At 53.3% G+C, this 14,813-nt stretch carries 14 protein-coding genes; 8 read left to right on the top strand and 6 right to left on the bottom strand.

Annotated elements, in window-relative coordinates; all coding sequences use genetic code 11:
* Positions 1 to 131: 131 nt before the first annotated feature.
* The 4 genes from BLS94_RS00125 to cysK all read right to left on the bottom strand — a co-directional run bounded on the left by BLS94_RS00125 (position 132) and on the right by cysK (position 4,837).
* Complete coding sequence (locus tag BLS94_RS00125) at positions 132 to 1,547, bottom strand: dihydrolipoyl dehydrogenase (protein ID WP_090957261.1); 1,416 nt, start codon at positions 1,545 to 1,547, stop codon at positions 132 to 134.
* 301 nt (positions 1,548 to 1,848) lie between these two features.
* On the bottom strand, positions 1,849 to 2,682 hold the full coding sequence (locus BLS94_RS00130; protein ID WP_090957262.1) for a tetratricopeptide repeat protein: 834 nt from the start codon (positions 2,680 to 2,682) through the stop codon (positions 1,849 to 1,851).
* A 227-nt stretch (positions 2,683 to 2,909) separates the two neighbouring features.
* Positions 2,910 to 3,860, bottom strand: coding sequence for a serine O-acetyltransferase EpsC (gene epsC / locus BLS94_RS00135; RefSeq protein ID WP_072766652.1), 951 nt, complete (start codon positions 3,858 to 3,860; stop codon positions 2,910 to 2,912).
* Positions 3,860 to 4,837, bottom strand: coding sequence for a cysteine synthase A (cysK, locus tag BLS94_RS00140; protein WP_090957263.1), 978 nt, complete (start codon positions 4,835 to 4,837; stop codon positions 3,860 to 3,862). Before cysK ends, epsC begins: the two co-directional genes overlap by 1 nt.
* Before the next feature lie 600 nt (positions 4,838 to 5,437).
* Between cysK and aroA the strand changes: the two genes are divergently transcribed.
* The 7 genes from aroA (at position 5,438) to BLS94_RS00170 (ending at position 12,116) form a co-directional block, all read left to right on the top strand.
* Complete coding sequence (gene aroA / locus BLS94_RS00145) at positions 5,438 to 6,778, top strand: 3-phosphoshikimate 1-carboxyvinyltransferase (protein WP_143021621.1); 1,341 nt, start codon at positions 5,438 to 5,440, stop codon at positions 6,776 to 6,778.
* Between the two features lie 11 nt (positions 6,779 to 6,789).
* Positions 6,790 to 7,470, top strand: a complete 681-nt coding sequence (gene cmk, locus BLS94_RS14420) for a (d)CMP kinase (RefSeq protein WP_143021622.1) — start codon at positions 6,790 to 6,792, stop codon at positions 7,468 to 7,470.
* Between the two features lie 390 nt (positions 7,471 to 7,860).
* On the top strand, positions 7,861 to 9,576 hold the full coding sequence (gene rpsA, locus BLS94_RS00150; RefSeq protein WP_072766290.1) for a 30S ribosomal protein S1: 1,716 nt from the start codon (positions 7,861 to 7,863) through the stop codon (positions 9,574 to 9,576).
* 9 nt (positions 9,577 to 9,585) lie between these two features.
* Positions 9,586 to 9,870, top strand: a complete 285-nt coding sequence (locus BLS94_RS00155) for an integration host factor subunit beta (protein WP_072766289.1) — start codon at positions 9,586 to 9,588, stop codon at positions 9,868 to 9,870.
* Positions 9,871 to 10,030: 160 nt separating this feature from the next.
* Complete coding sequence (locus BLS94_RS00160) at positions 10,031 to 10,288, top strand: LapA family protein (protein ID WP_090957264.1); 258 nt, start codon at positions 10,031 to 10,033, stop codon at positions 10,286 to 10,288.
* A gap of 267 nt (positions 10,289 to 10,555) precedes the next feature.
* Positions 10,556 to 11,272: an orotidine-5'-phosphate decarboxylase gene (gene pyrF / locus BLS94_RS00165; RefSeq protein ID WP_090957265.1), complete on the top strand. Its 717-nt coding sequence runs from the start codon at positions 10,556 to 10,558 to the stop codon at positions 11,270 to 11,272.
* A gap of 130 nt (positions 11,273 to 11,402) precedes the next feature.
* Positions 11,403 to 12,116, top strand: coding sequence for a CBS domain-containing protein (locus BLS94_RS00170; protein WP_256325211.1), 714 nt, complete (start codon positions 11,403 to 11,405; stop codon positions 12,114 to 12,116).
* A gap of 126 nt (positions 12,117 to 12,242) precedes the next feature.
* Here the strand turns inward: BLS94_RS00170 and BLS94_RS00175 are convergent, their stop codons facing one another.
* Positions 12,243 to 12,602 carry a dihydroneopterin aldolase gene (locus BLS94_RS00175; RefSeq protein WP_090957266.1) on the bottom strand — a complete coding sequence of 120 codons (360 nt, stop codon included), beginning with the start codon at positions 12,600 to 12,602 and terminating at the stop codon, positions 12,243 to 12,245.
* A 426-nt stretch (positions 12,603 to 13,028) separates the two neighbouring features.
* On the opposite strand from BLS94_RS00175, the gene plsY reads away from it, so the two are divergent.
* Positions 13,029 to 13,622, top strand: a complete 594-nt coding sequence (gene plsY / locus BLS94_RS00180) for a glycerol-3-phosphate 1-O-acyltransferase PlsY (RefSeq protein ID WP_090957267.1) — start codon at positions 13,029 to 13,031, stop codon at positions 13,620 to 13,622.
* Between the two features lie 6 nt (positions 13,623 to 13,628).
* Here plsY and tsaD read toward each other — a convergent pair whose 3' ends face one another.
* Positions 13,629 to 14,669 (bottom strand): tRNA (adenosine(37)-N6)-threonylcarbamoyltransferase complex transferase subunit TsaD, encoded by a 1,041-nt coding sequence (gene tsaD / locus BLS94_RS00185; protein ID WP_090957268.1) that lies wholly within the window; start codon positions 14,667 to 14,669, stop codon positions 13,629 to 13,631.
* Between the last annotated feature and the right edge of the window lie 144 nt (positions 14,670 to 14,813).

Below are 14,813 nucleotides of genomic sequence, written 5' to 3' on the forward strand. Positions count from 1 at the left end.
TTGGCTGGATTTTCGTCCCTTTGCTTATGTACTGTTTCAGGCGTGCCGTATACGGGCCCTGCTATATGCGCTTTCAGCGCCTTTTCTCATTGAAGGAGCGGCGCAACCGGCTATGTTTGACCAAAACAGGATTAATTAAGAGCCTCGCAATCGAATGCATCGCAGCCGGCAAGATCCGATTTGCCGCAAGCGGGAACTTGTGCCGATAGTTGGCGCAAAGCGCTGCGCAAACCTTCTTCCAGAGTGGGGTGATAAAACGGCAATCGCAGCATATCATGTACCGTGAGCGAACGCTCGATGGCTAGCGCCACCAAATGTGCCATGTGTTCCCCCGCGGGGGAACACATTTCGGCACCGAGTAGCCGGCCGCTTTCCGGTTCGGCATAAAGACGTAGGATGCCCTTGTTGCGCTGAGCCACCCTGGCGCGGCCCTGATGTTCAAAACGCGCTTCTCCCGTCAGTATCGTATCGCCGTCGAGCGAATCGAAGCGCGTGCCTGTCATCGCAATGCCCGGATCGGTGAAGACTATCGCAAGTGGGACCCGGCGCTTGAAATACAGGGGATCACGCTGAGTCGCGTTGACTCCGGCGATATATCCCTCATCCGCTGCCTCATGCAGAAGAGGAGTGTGGTCGTTGATGTCGCCAGCCATGAAAACCGGCAGATCGGCTATTTGCATAGTATGAGGATCGACTGAAGGCAGCCCCTGCTCATTGAGTTCGACACCCAATGTTTCCAGCCCAAGGCTGTCGATATTGGGCCGACGGCCCAGGCTGACGAGAACGCTGTCGACCATGGCCTCTTTACTTCCGGCATGTACTTGCATACCGCCGTTAGTTGCGCGTAGCTCAGCCTTTTGCCCCAGATGAATGGGAAATTCCTGTTTCAAAAGTTCTATCGCCGCGGCATTCACGCTGGGGTCTTTCAATCCCGCAATCGAGATTTGCTCGCCAAACGCCACGACATCCACGCCCAACCGGGAAAGCGCCTGGGCCATTTCCACGCCCACCGGGCCCAAGCCTATCACTGCCATGCGGGAAGGCAGCGTTTGCTGTTCGAATAATGTATCCGTAGTGAGCAATTGCTTCCCGAAAACCCGCCATGGCTCAGGCACGACCGGGCGTGAGCCGGAAGCGATGATAATGCTGCGTGCGCGAAGTTCACGCCCGTTTACTTCCAGCCTTCCTGGTCCAAGCAAGCGCGCACGACCGGAAATCGCGTGCTCGCCCAGTGCTTCGGAAATCTTCAGCGTGCCGGCAACAAAATCATCGCGTAGCCGGCGTACCTGCCACAGCGCAGCAGGAATGTCAAGTGTGAGAGAACTCGCTTCCCGAATACCAAATTCCTCAAACGTGCTGCGAGAGTGAAAGGTATTCGCTGCCTCGATCAGCGCTTTGGAAGGCATGCAACCCACCCGGGCACAGACCGTTCCCCATGGTCCATCGTTGATGAGGATGAAGTTGGATGTCTGCTTCTTCACTTCATTCAATGCAGCCAGACCCGCAGTGCCGGCCCCGACAATGATGACATCGTATGATTCATTCATGGCGGCTTCTCCGGCAATATAACTGCATTGAACCTAAGCGACTGGAGGTGGAAGGGCAAAAAACATGACATGGTGGCTGGCCAAGAGCTAGCTCAGCGGCTGCCTAAGGTAACTTGTAACTTCAAATAACCCCAGGTAACGATAAGTGCGGCGAGTATGAACCGAAAAGCCCGCTGAGGTAACCAGTAAGCCAACGCTGTTTCGCAGACACAATCCCTGCCATCGCCCTATTGCCCGGCATTATGTCCCGGTATAGCGTTAAGGCGACCTTGCAGGGGCTCCTGGTCTTTTAATATATTGCCTAATCTCCTGGCTCCGCCTGGTTAGCCTTTTCGCCGGTTGTTTTGGGCTTGAGTCTTGCAGAGAGCCAATCACGCGAGATTTTTTGCGCTTGCAAAAGTTGCTTGGGGCTAAGAGCGTGCATGATTTCGTCCCGAGCCGTTACCGCTTGCTGAACCCCGGCGGCAGCGGCGAGATTCAGCCATACGTAGCTCTGTACCTGATCGACAGCCACGCCATATCCGGTGCGGTAGATGAGGCCTAGCTCATACTGTGCCGGGCCGTAGCCTTGTTGTGCTGCCAGTTTAAGCCACTTCGCAGCCTCGGCGAAATCCTGAAGGGCGCCATTTCCAGTCAAATATAACAGGCCGAGCTTATACTGCGCATCGCTATCCCCCTTCTCAGCACTCTCTTGATACAACCGCACCGTAAAATAATGATCATCCGCCGGACCTGGTGTCGCAGGAGAGGCTGGCCCTGTGTTACGCGTCGCTGCCGTTCCGGCAGGAGGTTTGACGCCGGTGGTCGCCGCATTCAAGTGTTCTTCATGATCGCGTCCGGGGTTGCCATTGCCGGGAATAGCGGGATTCTCCAGCTCGATTTCAGATACGGGCCCGACGTAATAGTCAGCCATGTTCTGTTCTATGACTAGCCAGACCAACGCAATCAGTATCGCACCCACGGTTAGGGCAGATCCCACTGCAACATAAGCATGGGGGTTTCGCACCCAAAAGCGTTGTCTGCAATCGCGGCAGCGTATAGGCCGAAGGAACAGCATGGACACTGTCCGTTCCCCAGGCCGGGCACGAGAGCCGTGCGTTTTTTTACTTCCGCACTTAATGCAATTCGGGTGCATAATATTTTGTATTGTTGCTGTTCTACTCGAAAAGTGAGGCGTTCCTGTATCTTGCACACTCTATGGAGTCTAAGTAGTGGCTGACCTAACGTCAACCCGGGCAGAAAGCCCAAGCACATCTCTATGCAATTAACTCCCTGATGAGTTCGGTTGGCTGCGCATCCATTCCCAACCTGATCCAGCGCATCTGAATGATTTCAGTATCAATGTCGATATGGATTACCCGCTTAAATGCCGGCGCCGCCGTCATATACCTCATTACGTATTTGCGCTTGCGAGATAATACTGCCGGGCGGAATGCTGCGCGTAAGCCAGACGTTGCCGCCGATGGTCGAGCCGCGCCCGATGGTGATACGGCCAAGAATGGTGGCGCCAGCGTAGATAATTACATCATCCTCGACAATAGGGTGCCGAATGTTCCCTTTTACCAGCGCACCATGCTCATCCGTGGGGAAGCGTTTTGCGCCCAGCGTCACGGCCTGATACAGGCGCACGTGTTCGCCAATGATGGCGGTTTCGCCGATGACTACACCGGTGCCGTGATCGATAAAAAAACTGCCTCCAATCTTCGCCCCTGGATGAATCTCAATACCAGTGGCGGAATGGGCGATTTCCGAAATCATGCGTGCAATCAGCGGTGCGCCCAGACAGTGCAGTTCATGCGCGAGGCGATAATGCGTAATGGCCATAATGCCCGGGTAACAGACCAATACCTCGTCCAGGCTGCGGGCCGCCGGATCGCCCTCGTACGCTGCCTGGATGTCGCTTTCCAGCAAAGTTCGGATATGGGGTAATTGCCGGGCGAACGCCTGGGTGATAGCCGCGGCCTGTTCTCGATCCGAATTGCTTGCGGTTTCCAGGCCGGAAGTAAAGCGCAGTTCACGGCGCACTTGAACCAATAGTTCGCGGAGCGTGACATCCAACGTGTGCCCGACGTAATAATCGACACTCTCATTGGTGAGTTCGGGTAAGCCCAGGCGGTTCGGAAACAACACGGCGCTCAACCCATCCGCGATCCCGACCAGTACCTTGCGGGAGGGGAGCTTGGGCGGCCTGTCGCGCCTCTGCCGGTTTTCCAGTGATTTCACACGCAAGGCCCGTAGCTCGGCCACAACCTTGTCGATTTCCAAACCTGCCCCTTTCGATGATGAGTATCCTGTCTTTCCTGATTTTGCCATTATTGCACCGCACCCTGGCCATCAAGCACATCCTCGAAGAGAATGGAACTCAAGTAACGTTCTCCCGAATCGGGAAGGATTACGACGATGGTTTTTCCTGCGTTTTCCCGACGCTTGGCATAGCGTATAGCCACCGCCACAGCCGCCCCGCATGAAATTCCGGAAATAATGCCTTCTTCGCGGGCAAGGCGGCGGGCATAGCGCAACGCATCTTCATTGCTGACCTGCTCGATATCGTCCACCAGCGACAGGTCTAAATTCTCCGGAACGAAACCGGCGCCAATTCCAGGAATTTTGTGCGGTCCGGGTTTCAGCGGCTCACCCGCACGTAATTGAGTCAATACCGGACTGGCGGATGGTTCAACCGCAACAGAAATGATCGTTTTCCCCTTTGTATTTTTGATGTAGCGCGAAACGCCGGTTATAGTACCGCCTGTACCCACGCCGGAAACAAAAATATCAATGGCGCCCTCGGTATCATTCCAGATTTCCGGCCCGGTAGTGCGTTCATGGATGGCCGGGTTGGCTGGGTTGTTGAATTGCTGAAGCAATACATACCGGTCAGGATCAGAGGCAACAATTTCCTCGGCTTTCAACACGGCGCCTTTCATTCCCCGTGCGCCTTCCGTCAATACCAGTTTTGCCCCATAGGCGCCAAGCAATTTACGCCGTTCCACGCTCATGGTTTCCGGCATGGTCAAGGTCAGCGGTATGCCGCGGGAGGCCGCAACGGAAGCCAGTGCGATGCCGGTGTTGCCGCTCGTCGGTTCTACCAGTTCTGTTCCCGTATGGAGTAGTCCGCGCTTTTCCGCGTCCTCGATCATCGCCGTGCCAATTCGACATTTTACGGAATAAGCAGGGTTACGTCCCTCGATCTTGGCCAGTACCGTTGCGGGAGCGCCGTCGGTAATGCGGTTAAGCTGAACCAACGGCGTATGTCCGATAGACAGCGAGTTATCCTTGAACCAACGCGGCATGCTGCGACTTCCTTCAGTATGGATTCCGGGCCAACCTGCTCGCGAATATGACGCACGTGAGGATGGGGCATGTTTGGAAGACAAAACTTAAAATCGTTTCAATCTGCCCAACCCGTTCGAGATAGGCTTTCTTGCAACCTGGGTGATGACGCAACCGGAAGCTGCGCGTCCATCAGAACAGCAGGTTTAATGTTTATTCAAGACGTATTGATTATAATACTTGGTTTATCGCAGGGTTTACGCTGTTTTTCCTATAATATCCGTCTGAAATCATTGAGTTATTTTAACATGAGTATAAGCGTCGGAGTAACCATTTGGCTGAGGTTTACCGGAGGACGCAGGCGAGGCCCAACTCTTCAGGCACTACTTTGATGCTTGCAGCCTGCTCCGGAAACGAGAGCACTTATTCAAGCCGTGCGTCCAGCATCCGCAAGTATTGTAAACCAGGAACGGCGCTGCTTCTTAACGCTGATACTGCATTGAATCTCATTAACGCTGACACTGCATTGAATCTTAAAGAGAGGGCAGGATAATGTTCGAGTCTTCATGCAACCCTTATTCATATCGACGAAGATGACCCCACGACCTATAAGGCACGGCGTGAGTTTTATTGATCTCCCGGCAGTCAAGACTGCTCAGGGCGCGGTGCGCTTGCCTGGCTCTAAAAGCATTTCCAACCGCATACTATTGCTTGCTGCATTGGCCGACGGCGCGACAGTCATACGTGATCTGCTTATTTCCGACGATACGGCGCGGATGCTGGAGGCACTTGAGGCGCTGGGTGTGCCCATCGTCCGGATCAATGAAAATAGTTATCGGGTGCAAGGCATAGGCGGACAGTTGCCTCTCCGTTTTCCCGTCAGTGAAGCGAGTTTATTCCTGGGCAATGCAGGCACGGCTTTCCGTCCTTTGACGGCCGTGCTGGCGCTGGCTCAGGGATATTACAAATTATCCGGTGTACCGCGCATGCATGAGCGCCCTATCGGCGATCTGGTGAGTGCGCTACGCCAGTGGGGGGCGGAGATAACCTATCTGGAAAATGAAGGTTTTCCGCCGCTTCAAATCAAGCCAGGGTGCATCCACGGAGAGGAGATAACGGTGAAGGGTGATGTATCCAGCCAGTTCCTGACGGGTCTGCTGATGGCTTTGCCCTTATCCGCAATGCGCTTCAATCATACGTCGACGATAACGGTGGCGGGAGAGTTGATCTCGCGACCATATATCGAGTTGACCATAGCACTGATGGCTCGTTTCGGCGTGCAGGTGGAGCGTGAGGAATGGCAGCGCTTCACTATGCGTTCAGGCCAACGCTATCGCAGCCCCGGGGAGATATTTGTCGAGGGCGACGCATCCTCCGCTTCGTATTTCCTTGCCGCCGGCGCCATCGGTACCGGCCCGGTGCGAGTAGAGGGCATCGGACAGGACAGCCTTCAGGGAGATGTCCGTTTTGCCGAAGTGCTGGAAGAAATGGGAGCGCGCATCAGCGTGGGCATTAACTGGATCGAGGCAAGCGCCCCAGCATCTGGTGGCTTGCGAGCCGTTGACCTCGACTGCAACCATATTCCGGACGCAGCCATGACGCTTGCGGTGGCGGCGTTGTTTGCTGTTGGTACCACCACGCTCAGGAATATCGCCAGTTGGCGGGTGAAAGAAACCGATCGTCTCGCGGCAGTGGCAAAGGAATTGCGCAAGTTGGGTGCAGTGGTGGAGGAGGGCGCGAATTTCCTGCGTATCACTCCGCCAGCCGGTAGGCTCACCAAGGATGCAGCAATTGATACGTATGATGACCACCGGATGGCCATGTGCTTTTCGCTGGCGTCTTTTGGCGCACCTGTGCGTATAAACGATCCCGGTTGCGTCGCCAAGACTTTTCCCGACTATTTTGAAAAGTTCGCGGCCATAGTCAATCCCGACCGGCAGAAGCCGGGTGAATTTTATTGAGGTTGTATTTCATGAATACTAATGATGTTCCCGTTATCGCAATTGATGGCCCTTCGGCTTCCGGCAAGGGTACGGTTGCGCAACGGGTGGCGGCAAAACTGGGATTTCACTATCTCGACAGTGGTGCGCTCTACCGGCTGGTGGCGCTGGCAACGATGCGTGCTAAGGTTGACCTGGCCGATGAAAGGACAATAAGCGATGTTGCCGCAGACCTGGATGTCGTCTTTAAGGATGAAGAAATCCGACTGGGCAATGAAAGCGTCACCGATGCGATCCGCACGGAAGAGTGTGGCAACTCGGCTTCCAGAATAGCTGCTTATCCGCTGGTTAGAGCCGCGCTATTAGCGCGGCAGCGTGCATTTTGCCAGCTTCCCGGCCTGGTGGCGGACGGCCGTGATATGGGATCGGTCGTTTTTCCCGATGCCATTCTCAAAATATTTCTCACCGCAAGCGCTGAAACGCGAGCGCAACGGCGCCATAAGCAGTTGATGGAAAAAGGGATAGGTGCTAATATTGCCACCCTTTTGCAGGATATACGAGACCGCGATGCCCGCGACAGTAATCGGAGCGTGGCGCCCCTGCAGCTGGGTACGGATACAACGTTGCTGGATACGACTTTCCTCGATATAACACAAGCAGTGGATAGCGTACTAAAGCAATATACTGAAATCCGTGCAAAAGCCCGCAAATGAAGAATTGAAGCCAGTTGCGCCTGTCAATGCACTTGCATCATCAGGTAGGCAGCAGCCGCAGCGAGCGAGCCGAAAAAAAAAGAATAGAAAGTAAAAGAAGAATGCAGGCGCCGCAACGCTACAGTATGATAATAGCACGTTCGACTAATACGTGTTATGGATAAAACGGTGCGTTATGGCGAAGATTCAGGTCTCGGCGCATGAGAAATAGTTGAAATATTGAAATAGAGTTGTCCAGGTAATTGATCAAGTAGTCAAGGAGTATGGCTGGTGCTGTCTGATCACGCTTTTTCCGAGCAAAAGGAGAGCGTGTTCTGATCGGGCGCTTATTATTAACTTTTAACCCCGTCGATTTTCCTTGACGGGATCCCAAACCAGGTATCTTTTACAATGATTATCGCTTCCCCCGCTATAGATTCTTCCGAAAGTTTTGCGGCGTTATTTGAAGAAAGTCTTTCCCGCCAGGAAATGCGTGTCGGTGAAGTCATCACCGCCCAGGTTGTTCGTGTTGATTACAACATCGTGGTTGTAAACGCCGGACTGAAATCGGAAAGCTTCATCCCTGTCGAAGAATTCAAGAACGATAAAGGCGAAATCGAGGTCAAGGCCGGCGATTTCGTTAGTGTCGCCATCGAAGCGCTCGAGGATGGCTACGGCGAAACCCGTTTATCGCGCGACAAGGCCAAACGGCTCACGGCCTGGCATGACCTGGAGGCCGCGATGGAAAGCGGCGCCATTGTCTCCGGCATCGTAAGCGGCAAGGTCAAGGGTGGTCTGACTGCCATGATTAACGGCATACGCGCTTTTCTTCCGGGTTCGCTGGTAGATATCCGTCCGGTCAAGGATACGACGCCATACGAAAACAAAGAGATGGAATTCAAGGTCATCAAACTTGATCGCAAGCGCAACAATGTGGTTGTATCGCGTCGCGCGGTTCTGGAAGAAAGCCAGGGCGCGGATCGCCAAACGCTGCTTGCGAATTTGACGGAAGGTGCAATAGTCAAGGGTATTGTCAAGAACATAACTGATTATGGCGCATTCGTGGACCTGGGCGGCATAGACGGACTGTTGCACATTACGGATCTTGCATGGCGGCGAGTAAAACATCCTTCCGAGGTCATCAGCGTTGGTGATGAAGTGACCGCCAAGGTGCTTAAGTTCGATCAGGAAAAGAATCGCGTATCACTAGGCATGAAGCAATTGAGCGAAGACCCATGGGTCGGGCTCTCCCGGCGTTATCCGCCGCATACCCGCCTATTCGGAAAAGTCAGCAATCTGACTGATTATGGCGCGTTTGTTGAAATTGAGCAGGGTATCGAAGGGCTGGTGCATGTCTCTGAAATGGATTGGACCAACAAAAACGTGTACCCATCCAAAGTGGTGCAGTTGGGTGACGAAGTGGAAGTGATGATCCTGGAAATCGATGAGGAGCGGCGGCGTATCTCGCTCGGCATGAAGCAATGCAAGGTCAATCCATGGGACGACTTTGCGATGAACCATCAAAAAGGCGACAAAGTGCGCGGGCAAATCAAGTCCATCACGGATTTTGGTGTTTTCATCGGATTGCAGGGCGGAATAGACGGGTTGGTGCATCTTTCCGATCTATCCTGGAGTCAGCCGGGTGAAGAAGCAGTTCGCAATTATAAAAAAGGCGACGAAGTTGAGGCCATGGTGCTATCCATCGATGTCGAACGTGAACGCATTTCGCTGGGTATCAAACAGTTGGAAGGCGACCCATTCAACAGTTTTGTCTCAATAAACGATAAGAATAGTCTCGTCAAAGGCACGGTCAAGTCAATTGATGCCAAGGGTGCGGTAATCGCGCTGGAGAATGACGTCGAAGGCTACCTGCGTGCATCCGAAGTTTCGCGCGACAGGGTCGAGGACATCCGCTCGCACTTGAAGGAAGGCGATACGGTCGAGGCAATGATCATCAATGTCGATCGCAAGAACCGCGGCATTAATCTTTCCATCAAGGCCAAGGATATGGCGGAAGAATCCGACGCCATGCACAAGGTCACAGTGGATAGTGCTGCGAGCGCGGGAACCACCAGTTTGGGCGCGTTGCTTAAAGCCAAGATGGATGTTAAAAATACTGAACAATAAAGGGCGTCCATGACAAAGTCTGAACTGATCTCGAGGCTTGCAGCCCGCTACCCGCAGTTGGGCGCGAAGGATGCCGAGCTTGCAGTCAAGGTGATACTTGATGCGATGGCCAAGAGTTTAGCGCAGGGACAGCGTATTGAAATTCGTGGATTCGGCAGCTTCGATCTCAACTACCGGCCGCCGCGTATCGGGCGCAATCCCAAATCCGGAGAGAAGGTCAAGGTGCCGGAAAAGTATGTTCCCCATTTCAAGGCGGGGAAGGAAATGCGTGAGCGGGTCGATAACAAAACCTGAAAAATCGTATTGGATGGGTAGGTATAATGACGGCAGGGTCGAAGGACCGTGCCGTTTTTTAACTTATGGCTGACGCGATTCAACCGATGCGATGCGCAGAGATTGGGGTATTTGCACGGTTTATGCTGTTAACGACGTCTGGCCCCGGGGAAAAGGAATCATGCGTTACCTGAGATGGTTCTTGCGCATCGCGCTGTTTCTGTTGCTGCTTGGCTTTACCGTGAGAAATGTCGAAACGGTAACGCTACATTATTATTTCGGTTATGAATGGCACGCGCCGCTGGTACTGATAATATTATTGTTTTTCGCCCTCGGCGTGGCTATTGGCATCGGATCCTGCCTCGGCAAGATATTCAGCCAAAGGCGGGAAATTTCGACATACAGAAAAAGATATCCTTCGCTGGATGGGCATCGATAAGATAAGGAAGCGTCAATCCGATCTGCCCGTTCAGGCAGGGCGGAAATGGTCGACATGTATAGATGCGCCGCCATCAACCCACGGCATTACTCTTGATCATCGTTTATCAGATCCTTTATAACTACCGTCATGACGGCTGCTGGTGTCATCACCGCCTGCTGGAAATAACGCGAAGCTACAATATTTATCCGAAAGCTATCTATTGAATAGGAACTGAGCGGTTATAAATGCGCTCGCCGAATTTATTGAGAACGCCTGACTGATCGTATGCGCGACCCAAGAATTATTATTGCCCTGGATTTTCCTGACGCAAAACAGGCACTGGACCTAACGGCCAAGCTTGACCCTGCATCATGCAGGGTTAAAGTGGGAAAGGAGCTTTTTACCGCCGCGGGCCCGCAATTGGTCGAAAAATTGATGGATAACGGATTTGAGGTTTTCCTCGATTTGAAATTTCACGATATTCCCAGTACGGTGGCGGGTGCATGCAAGGCTGCAGCGGGGTTGGGCGTGTGGATGATGAATATCCATGCGCTTGGGGGGAGAAAAATGCTATTGGCAGCCCGGGAAGCCGTGCCGACGGGAAAAACCAGGCTCATCGGCGTCACCCTCCTCACCAGTATGGGGCCGGAGGATATGGACGAGATTGGCCTCAAAGGCAGCCCTCAGGATGTGGTCCAGCGATTAGCCTTGCTGGCGCGCGACTGTGGACTGGATGGGGTAGTAGCATCGGCGCTAGAGGCGCCCATGCTCAGGAAAATGACGGGCGAGAGTTTTTGCCTCGTCACACCGGGGATACGCCCGGTCGACGTTTCTCAGGGAGACCAGAAGCGGGTAACCTCTCCGCGTCAAGCGATTGAAAATGGCGCGGATTACCTCGTCATTGGCAGGCCTGTCACCCAGGCGGAAGATCCTGTACAGATGCTGCGACGACTGAACGAGGAAATCGGTGGATTGAAGGATGAGCAGGGATTATCTGCATGAAATGTTGCAATAGCCTTGCGTTTGGTTGAATTTGAATTTCCCCGGTTCCTGCCAGAGCATCCGTTTCTCCGATCTTTTACAATTATCCCCCTCAAGTTTATGAGCGGCCTAGGTTTTGCGGCGGTGATATATGCTGCTTACCGAATTGACCCGTCGTCTCGTTGCGCGTAGAGTTCAAATACGGGAGGCTTGTATTGTATTTCTGATTTCAAGCATTTCAAGCGCATCCCATCCACCACTACTGGAGGATAATGCCATGTCCGAATATCACCCTCTCCCTGCACAGCGTCTGGCGGGCGCTGTCCGGGTCGCCCGTCCCACTCCGCCTAAATCTGTCACTCTGATGTCGCCCGCCCTTGATGTGATGACCGACTTCCGTACTATCGAGGCAGGTATAACTGAACCCAATGAAACAATGGAATGCGCAAATACGCACATGATGGAACGAGGTATACGCTCCCTCTTGGTGCTAAACCAGGACAAGATTCTGGTGGGCATGATTACCGCGACCGATATTCTCGGTGAAAAGCCGCTCCGCTTCGTTCAGGAGCGCCGTATGAAACACAATGAAATTCTGGTCGCCGATATCATGACACCGCTCGATCGTGTGGAAGCTATTCCGATCGAACAGGTTCGGCATGGCAAAGTCGCAAATGTTATTGCCAGCTTGCGCAATGCCGGGCGGCAACATTCTTTAGTGATAGAGAACGATCCCGACGGTAATCTCGAGGTGTGCGGTATTTTTTCGTTGACGCAGATCGAGAAGCAACTTGGCTCCGCAATTCTGCCTATAGAGGTGGCGAGGACTTTTACTGAAATTGAAGAAGCATTGATTGCAAATTAGCGTGTGGGCGCGTTGCGGGGTAGTAAGCGAGCGATAGCTCCATTCAACTACCCTTGGCATATAATTCCACCGCATCCGGGCCTGTATTAGCTGACTGAACGTTCCCAACCTGAAGCGTTCGCGTTTCTACGCGAGCTTCGATCCTCTTTCGATGCATATTCCTACTTTTTTCACGCCGCGTATCGCGCTGAGTTTCGCCACGCTGACTTTTATCCAGGGTGATTTGAATTCGGTCAGGACGATTTGGGCGATATGCTCGGCCAAGGCTTCCAGCAGAGAGAAATGTTTCTGCGAGAGAGTTTCGTTGATGCGTTGGACAATAAAGGCATAATCCAACGCATCCTCGATATTATCGGTTTGGCAGGCCATGCTTGTCACCAGCCCGATCTCCAAATCGAGTTGGATGGTTTGTGCAGTGTTGAGCTCCCATGGATAGATCCCAATCAAGGTTTTGACCTTAAGCTCGTGTAAAAAAATAATGTCCATATATGAAGTCTCTGAATAAAATCCCTGAGTTTGCCGGAGGGGCACGACGACGGTGTAGCAGCATGACAGGATCAGATTTCCCTGCGGGAGGAAAGCGAGCGCGTAACGGCCGGCTCCGCTGATTCCTCGTTACCCAGGAACCCGGAAAGTGAAAGCTACCCATAACCTTCCCTCTGCGCACCCCCTGTGTGAGGTAAGCTAAACCTGCTCTCTCTGATGTCGCCGTTACAAACGATAGCTCGAAGTCCAGCAATAGCCGTGGCCGCGCTCTTGAAGGCGCACAGATTCTACCAGTTCAGTTGTCAATTAAATCCTTATAGCATTTATTAAAGGCGGCAACCAGAAACAACGGCGCGCGTGGCCGAAGTTATTTTCAAGTAGAATCACGGAAATTTTTATTCTGCCTGCAAAGATGCCGCTAATTAAATGATGCCGATGGCCCTTGTCCTGCTGGCCTATTTGCTGGGGTCCATTTCCTTTGGAGTGCTGGCAGCCTGGCTCTTCCACCTGCCCGATCCCCGTACATATGGCTCGAAAAATCCTGGAGCCACGAATGTGCTGCGCAGTGGAAAGAAAGCGGCGGCCGTGTTCACGCTGCTGGGCGATGTCGGCAAAGGTTGGCTGTCGGTCGCCTTGGCGCAACATTTTGCACTCGGTGAGGAAGCGATTGCCGTAGTGGCGCTCGCGGTGTTTCTGGGCCATTTATTCCCGATATTCTTGCGTTTCAAAGGTGGGAAAGGGGTGGCGACGGCCCTGGGCGTATTATTGGGATTCAACCCATGGATAGGGCTGCTGGCGATCGCCACCTGGATCATCGTTGCTGCGATCTGGCGCTTCTCATCGCTGGCCGCTTTAGCTGCAGCTGGGTTCGCGCCACTTTACGCCGTATTTTTTTTCGGTTTTGAAGCACGCACCCTTGTCGTTTTTATCATGTCCGCGTTGCTCATCTGGCGGCATAAGTCAAATATCGCCAGCTTGATTGCGGGCGGTGAACCACGCATCGGCAAGCACAGCGCGTGATAATTATCACCCTGCGGCGTCCTGCATTTCCAGATCCCATCGTGCTTTTATCGTGAACGTATTATCCGGCTTTTTATTCCACGTTTCTGATGCCTGTAATCGCATCGCTCCCGCAAATGCGATCATGGCACCATTATCCGTACAAAATTCGAGTTCGGGAAAAAAAACAGTGGCGCCCATTTTTTCGGCTTCCCGGCAGAGATTGCTCCGCAGTTGACAGTTCGCCCCGACCCCGCCTGCAACCACCAGTTGAGTAAGGCCAGTTTTTAAAAGTGCCGCCAACGACTTTTCCGTCAGCACATCAACGACGGCTTCCTGAAAAGCAGAGGCGAGGGCACCTCGGACTTGCTGGGTTAGGGGTTGTTTTCTGACCAGCGTCAATACTGCTGTCTTGAGCCCACTGAAGCTGAAATTAAGATCGCCGCTGCGGAGCATGGGGCGGGGAAGCTTGAATTGATTTGGTTGGCCTGACCGAAAAAATTCGTCAGCAAGTTTTGAGAGCACCGGCCCCCCGGGATAGCCCAGCCCCAACAGCTTGGCGGTCTTGTCGAAAGCTTCTCCTGCTGCATCATCCACCGTTTCACCCAGTAATTTATATAGCCCGAGGCCGCCCACTTCCATTAACTGTGTATGGCCGCCCGATACGAGCAGCGCCACGAATGGAAAAGCCGGTGCGGGATCGGATAACAGCGGAGACAGGAGGTGTCCTTCAAGGTGATGGACGCCCAGCACGGGAATTTCCAGTGCAAAACCCAGAGCGGCTGCGATACTTGCCCCCACGAGTAGCGCCCCCGCCAGTCCCGGTCCTTGAGTATAGGCGATGGCGTCGAGGGCTTTCAGGTCGAGCCCGGCCGCCGTAAGCGTTTGCCTGACGAGAGGCAATACCCGCCGGATGTGGTCGCGGGAGGCAAGTTCCGGCACCACCCCGCCATACTCTCCGTGCATTTCCGTCTGGGAATGAAGCGCGTGGCTCAATAGCCCGTGCTGAGTGTGATATAGCGCGACGCCGGTTTCGTCGCAGGATGTTTCAATGCCAAGTATGAGCAATGGAATATGGGAGAAATTACTCTTTTACGACAGCATTTGGCACTTGTTATATAATAGCGCGCTGTCTATAGTTAGATCAACCATACGATACTGTTTATCCAGCCCCTGTTTGTCAGTCATTTAACATTTCTAGAAAGGAACCAA

Source organism: Nitrosospira sp. Nsp18, assembly GCF_900103145.1.
Taxonomy (GTDB): Bacteria; Pseudomonadota; Gammaproteobacteria; order Burkholderiales; family Nitrosomonadaceae; genus Nitrosospira.

Excerpts from the sequence above, each read along its gene's own strand:
- BLS94_RS00125 (WP_090957261.1), bottom strand. The coding sequence starts at position 1,547 with ATGAATGAATCATACGATGTCATCATTGTCGGGGCCGGCACTGCGGGT.
- BLS94_RS00130 (WP_090957262.1), bottom strand. The coding sequence starts at position 2,682 with ATGCACCCGAATTGCATTAAGTGCGGAAGTAAAAAAACGCACGGCTCT.
- epsC (WP_072766652.1), bottom strand. The coding sequence starts at position 3,860 with ATGGCAAAATCAGGAAAGACAGGATACTCATCATCGAAAGGGGCAGGT.
- cysK (WP_090957263.1), bottom strand. The coding sequence starts at position 4,837 with ATGCCGCGTTGGTTCAAGGATAACTCGCTGTCTATCGGACATACGCCG.
- cmk (WP_143021622.1), top strand. The coding sequence starts at position 6,790 with ATGAATACTAATGATGTTCCCGTTATCGCAATTGATGGCCCTTCGGCT.
- rpsA (WP_072766290.1), top strand. The coding sequence starts at position 7,861 with ATGATTATCGCTTCCCCCGCTATAGATTCTTCCGAAAGTTTTGCGGCG.
- BLS94_RS00155 (WP_072766289.1), top strand. The coding sequence starts at position 9,586 with ATGACAAAGTCTGAACTGATCTCGAGGCTTGCAGCCCGCTACCCGCAG.
- BLS94_RS00160 (WP_090957264.1), top strand. The coding sequence starts at position 10,031 with ATGCGTTACCTGAGATGGTTCTTGCGCATCGCGCTGTTTCTGTTGCTG.
- pyrF (WP_090957265.1), top strand. The coding sequence starts at position 10,556 with ATGCGCGACCCAAGAATTATTATTGCCCTGGATTTTCCTGACGCAAAA.
- BLS94_RS00170 (WP_256325211.1), top strand. The coding sequence starts at position 11,403 with ATGCTGCTTACCGAATTGACCCGTCGTCTCGTTGCGCGTAGAGTTCAA.
- BLS94_RS00175 (WP_090957266.1), bottom strand. The coding sequence starts at position 12,602 with ATGGACATTATTTTTTTACACGAGCTTAAGGTCAAAACCTTGATTGGG.
- plsY (WP_090957267.1), top strand. The coding sequence starts at position 13,029 with ATGATGCCGATGGCCCTTGTCCTGCTGGCCTATTTGCTGGGGTCCATT.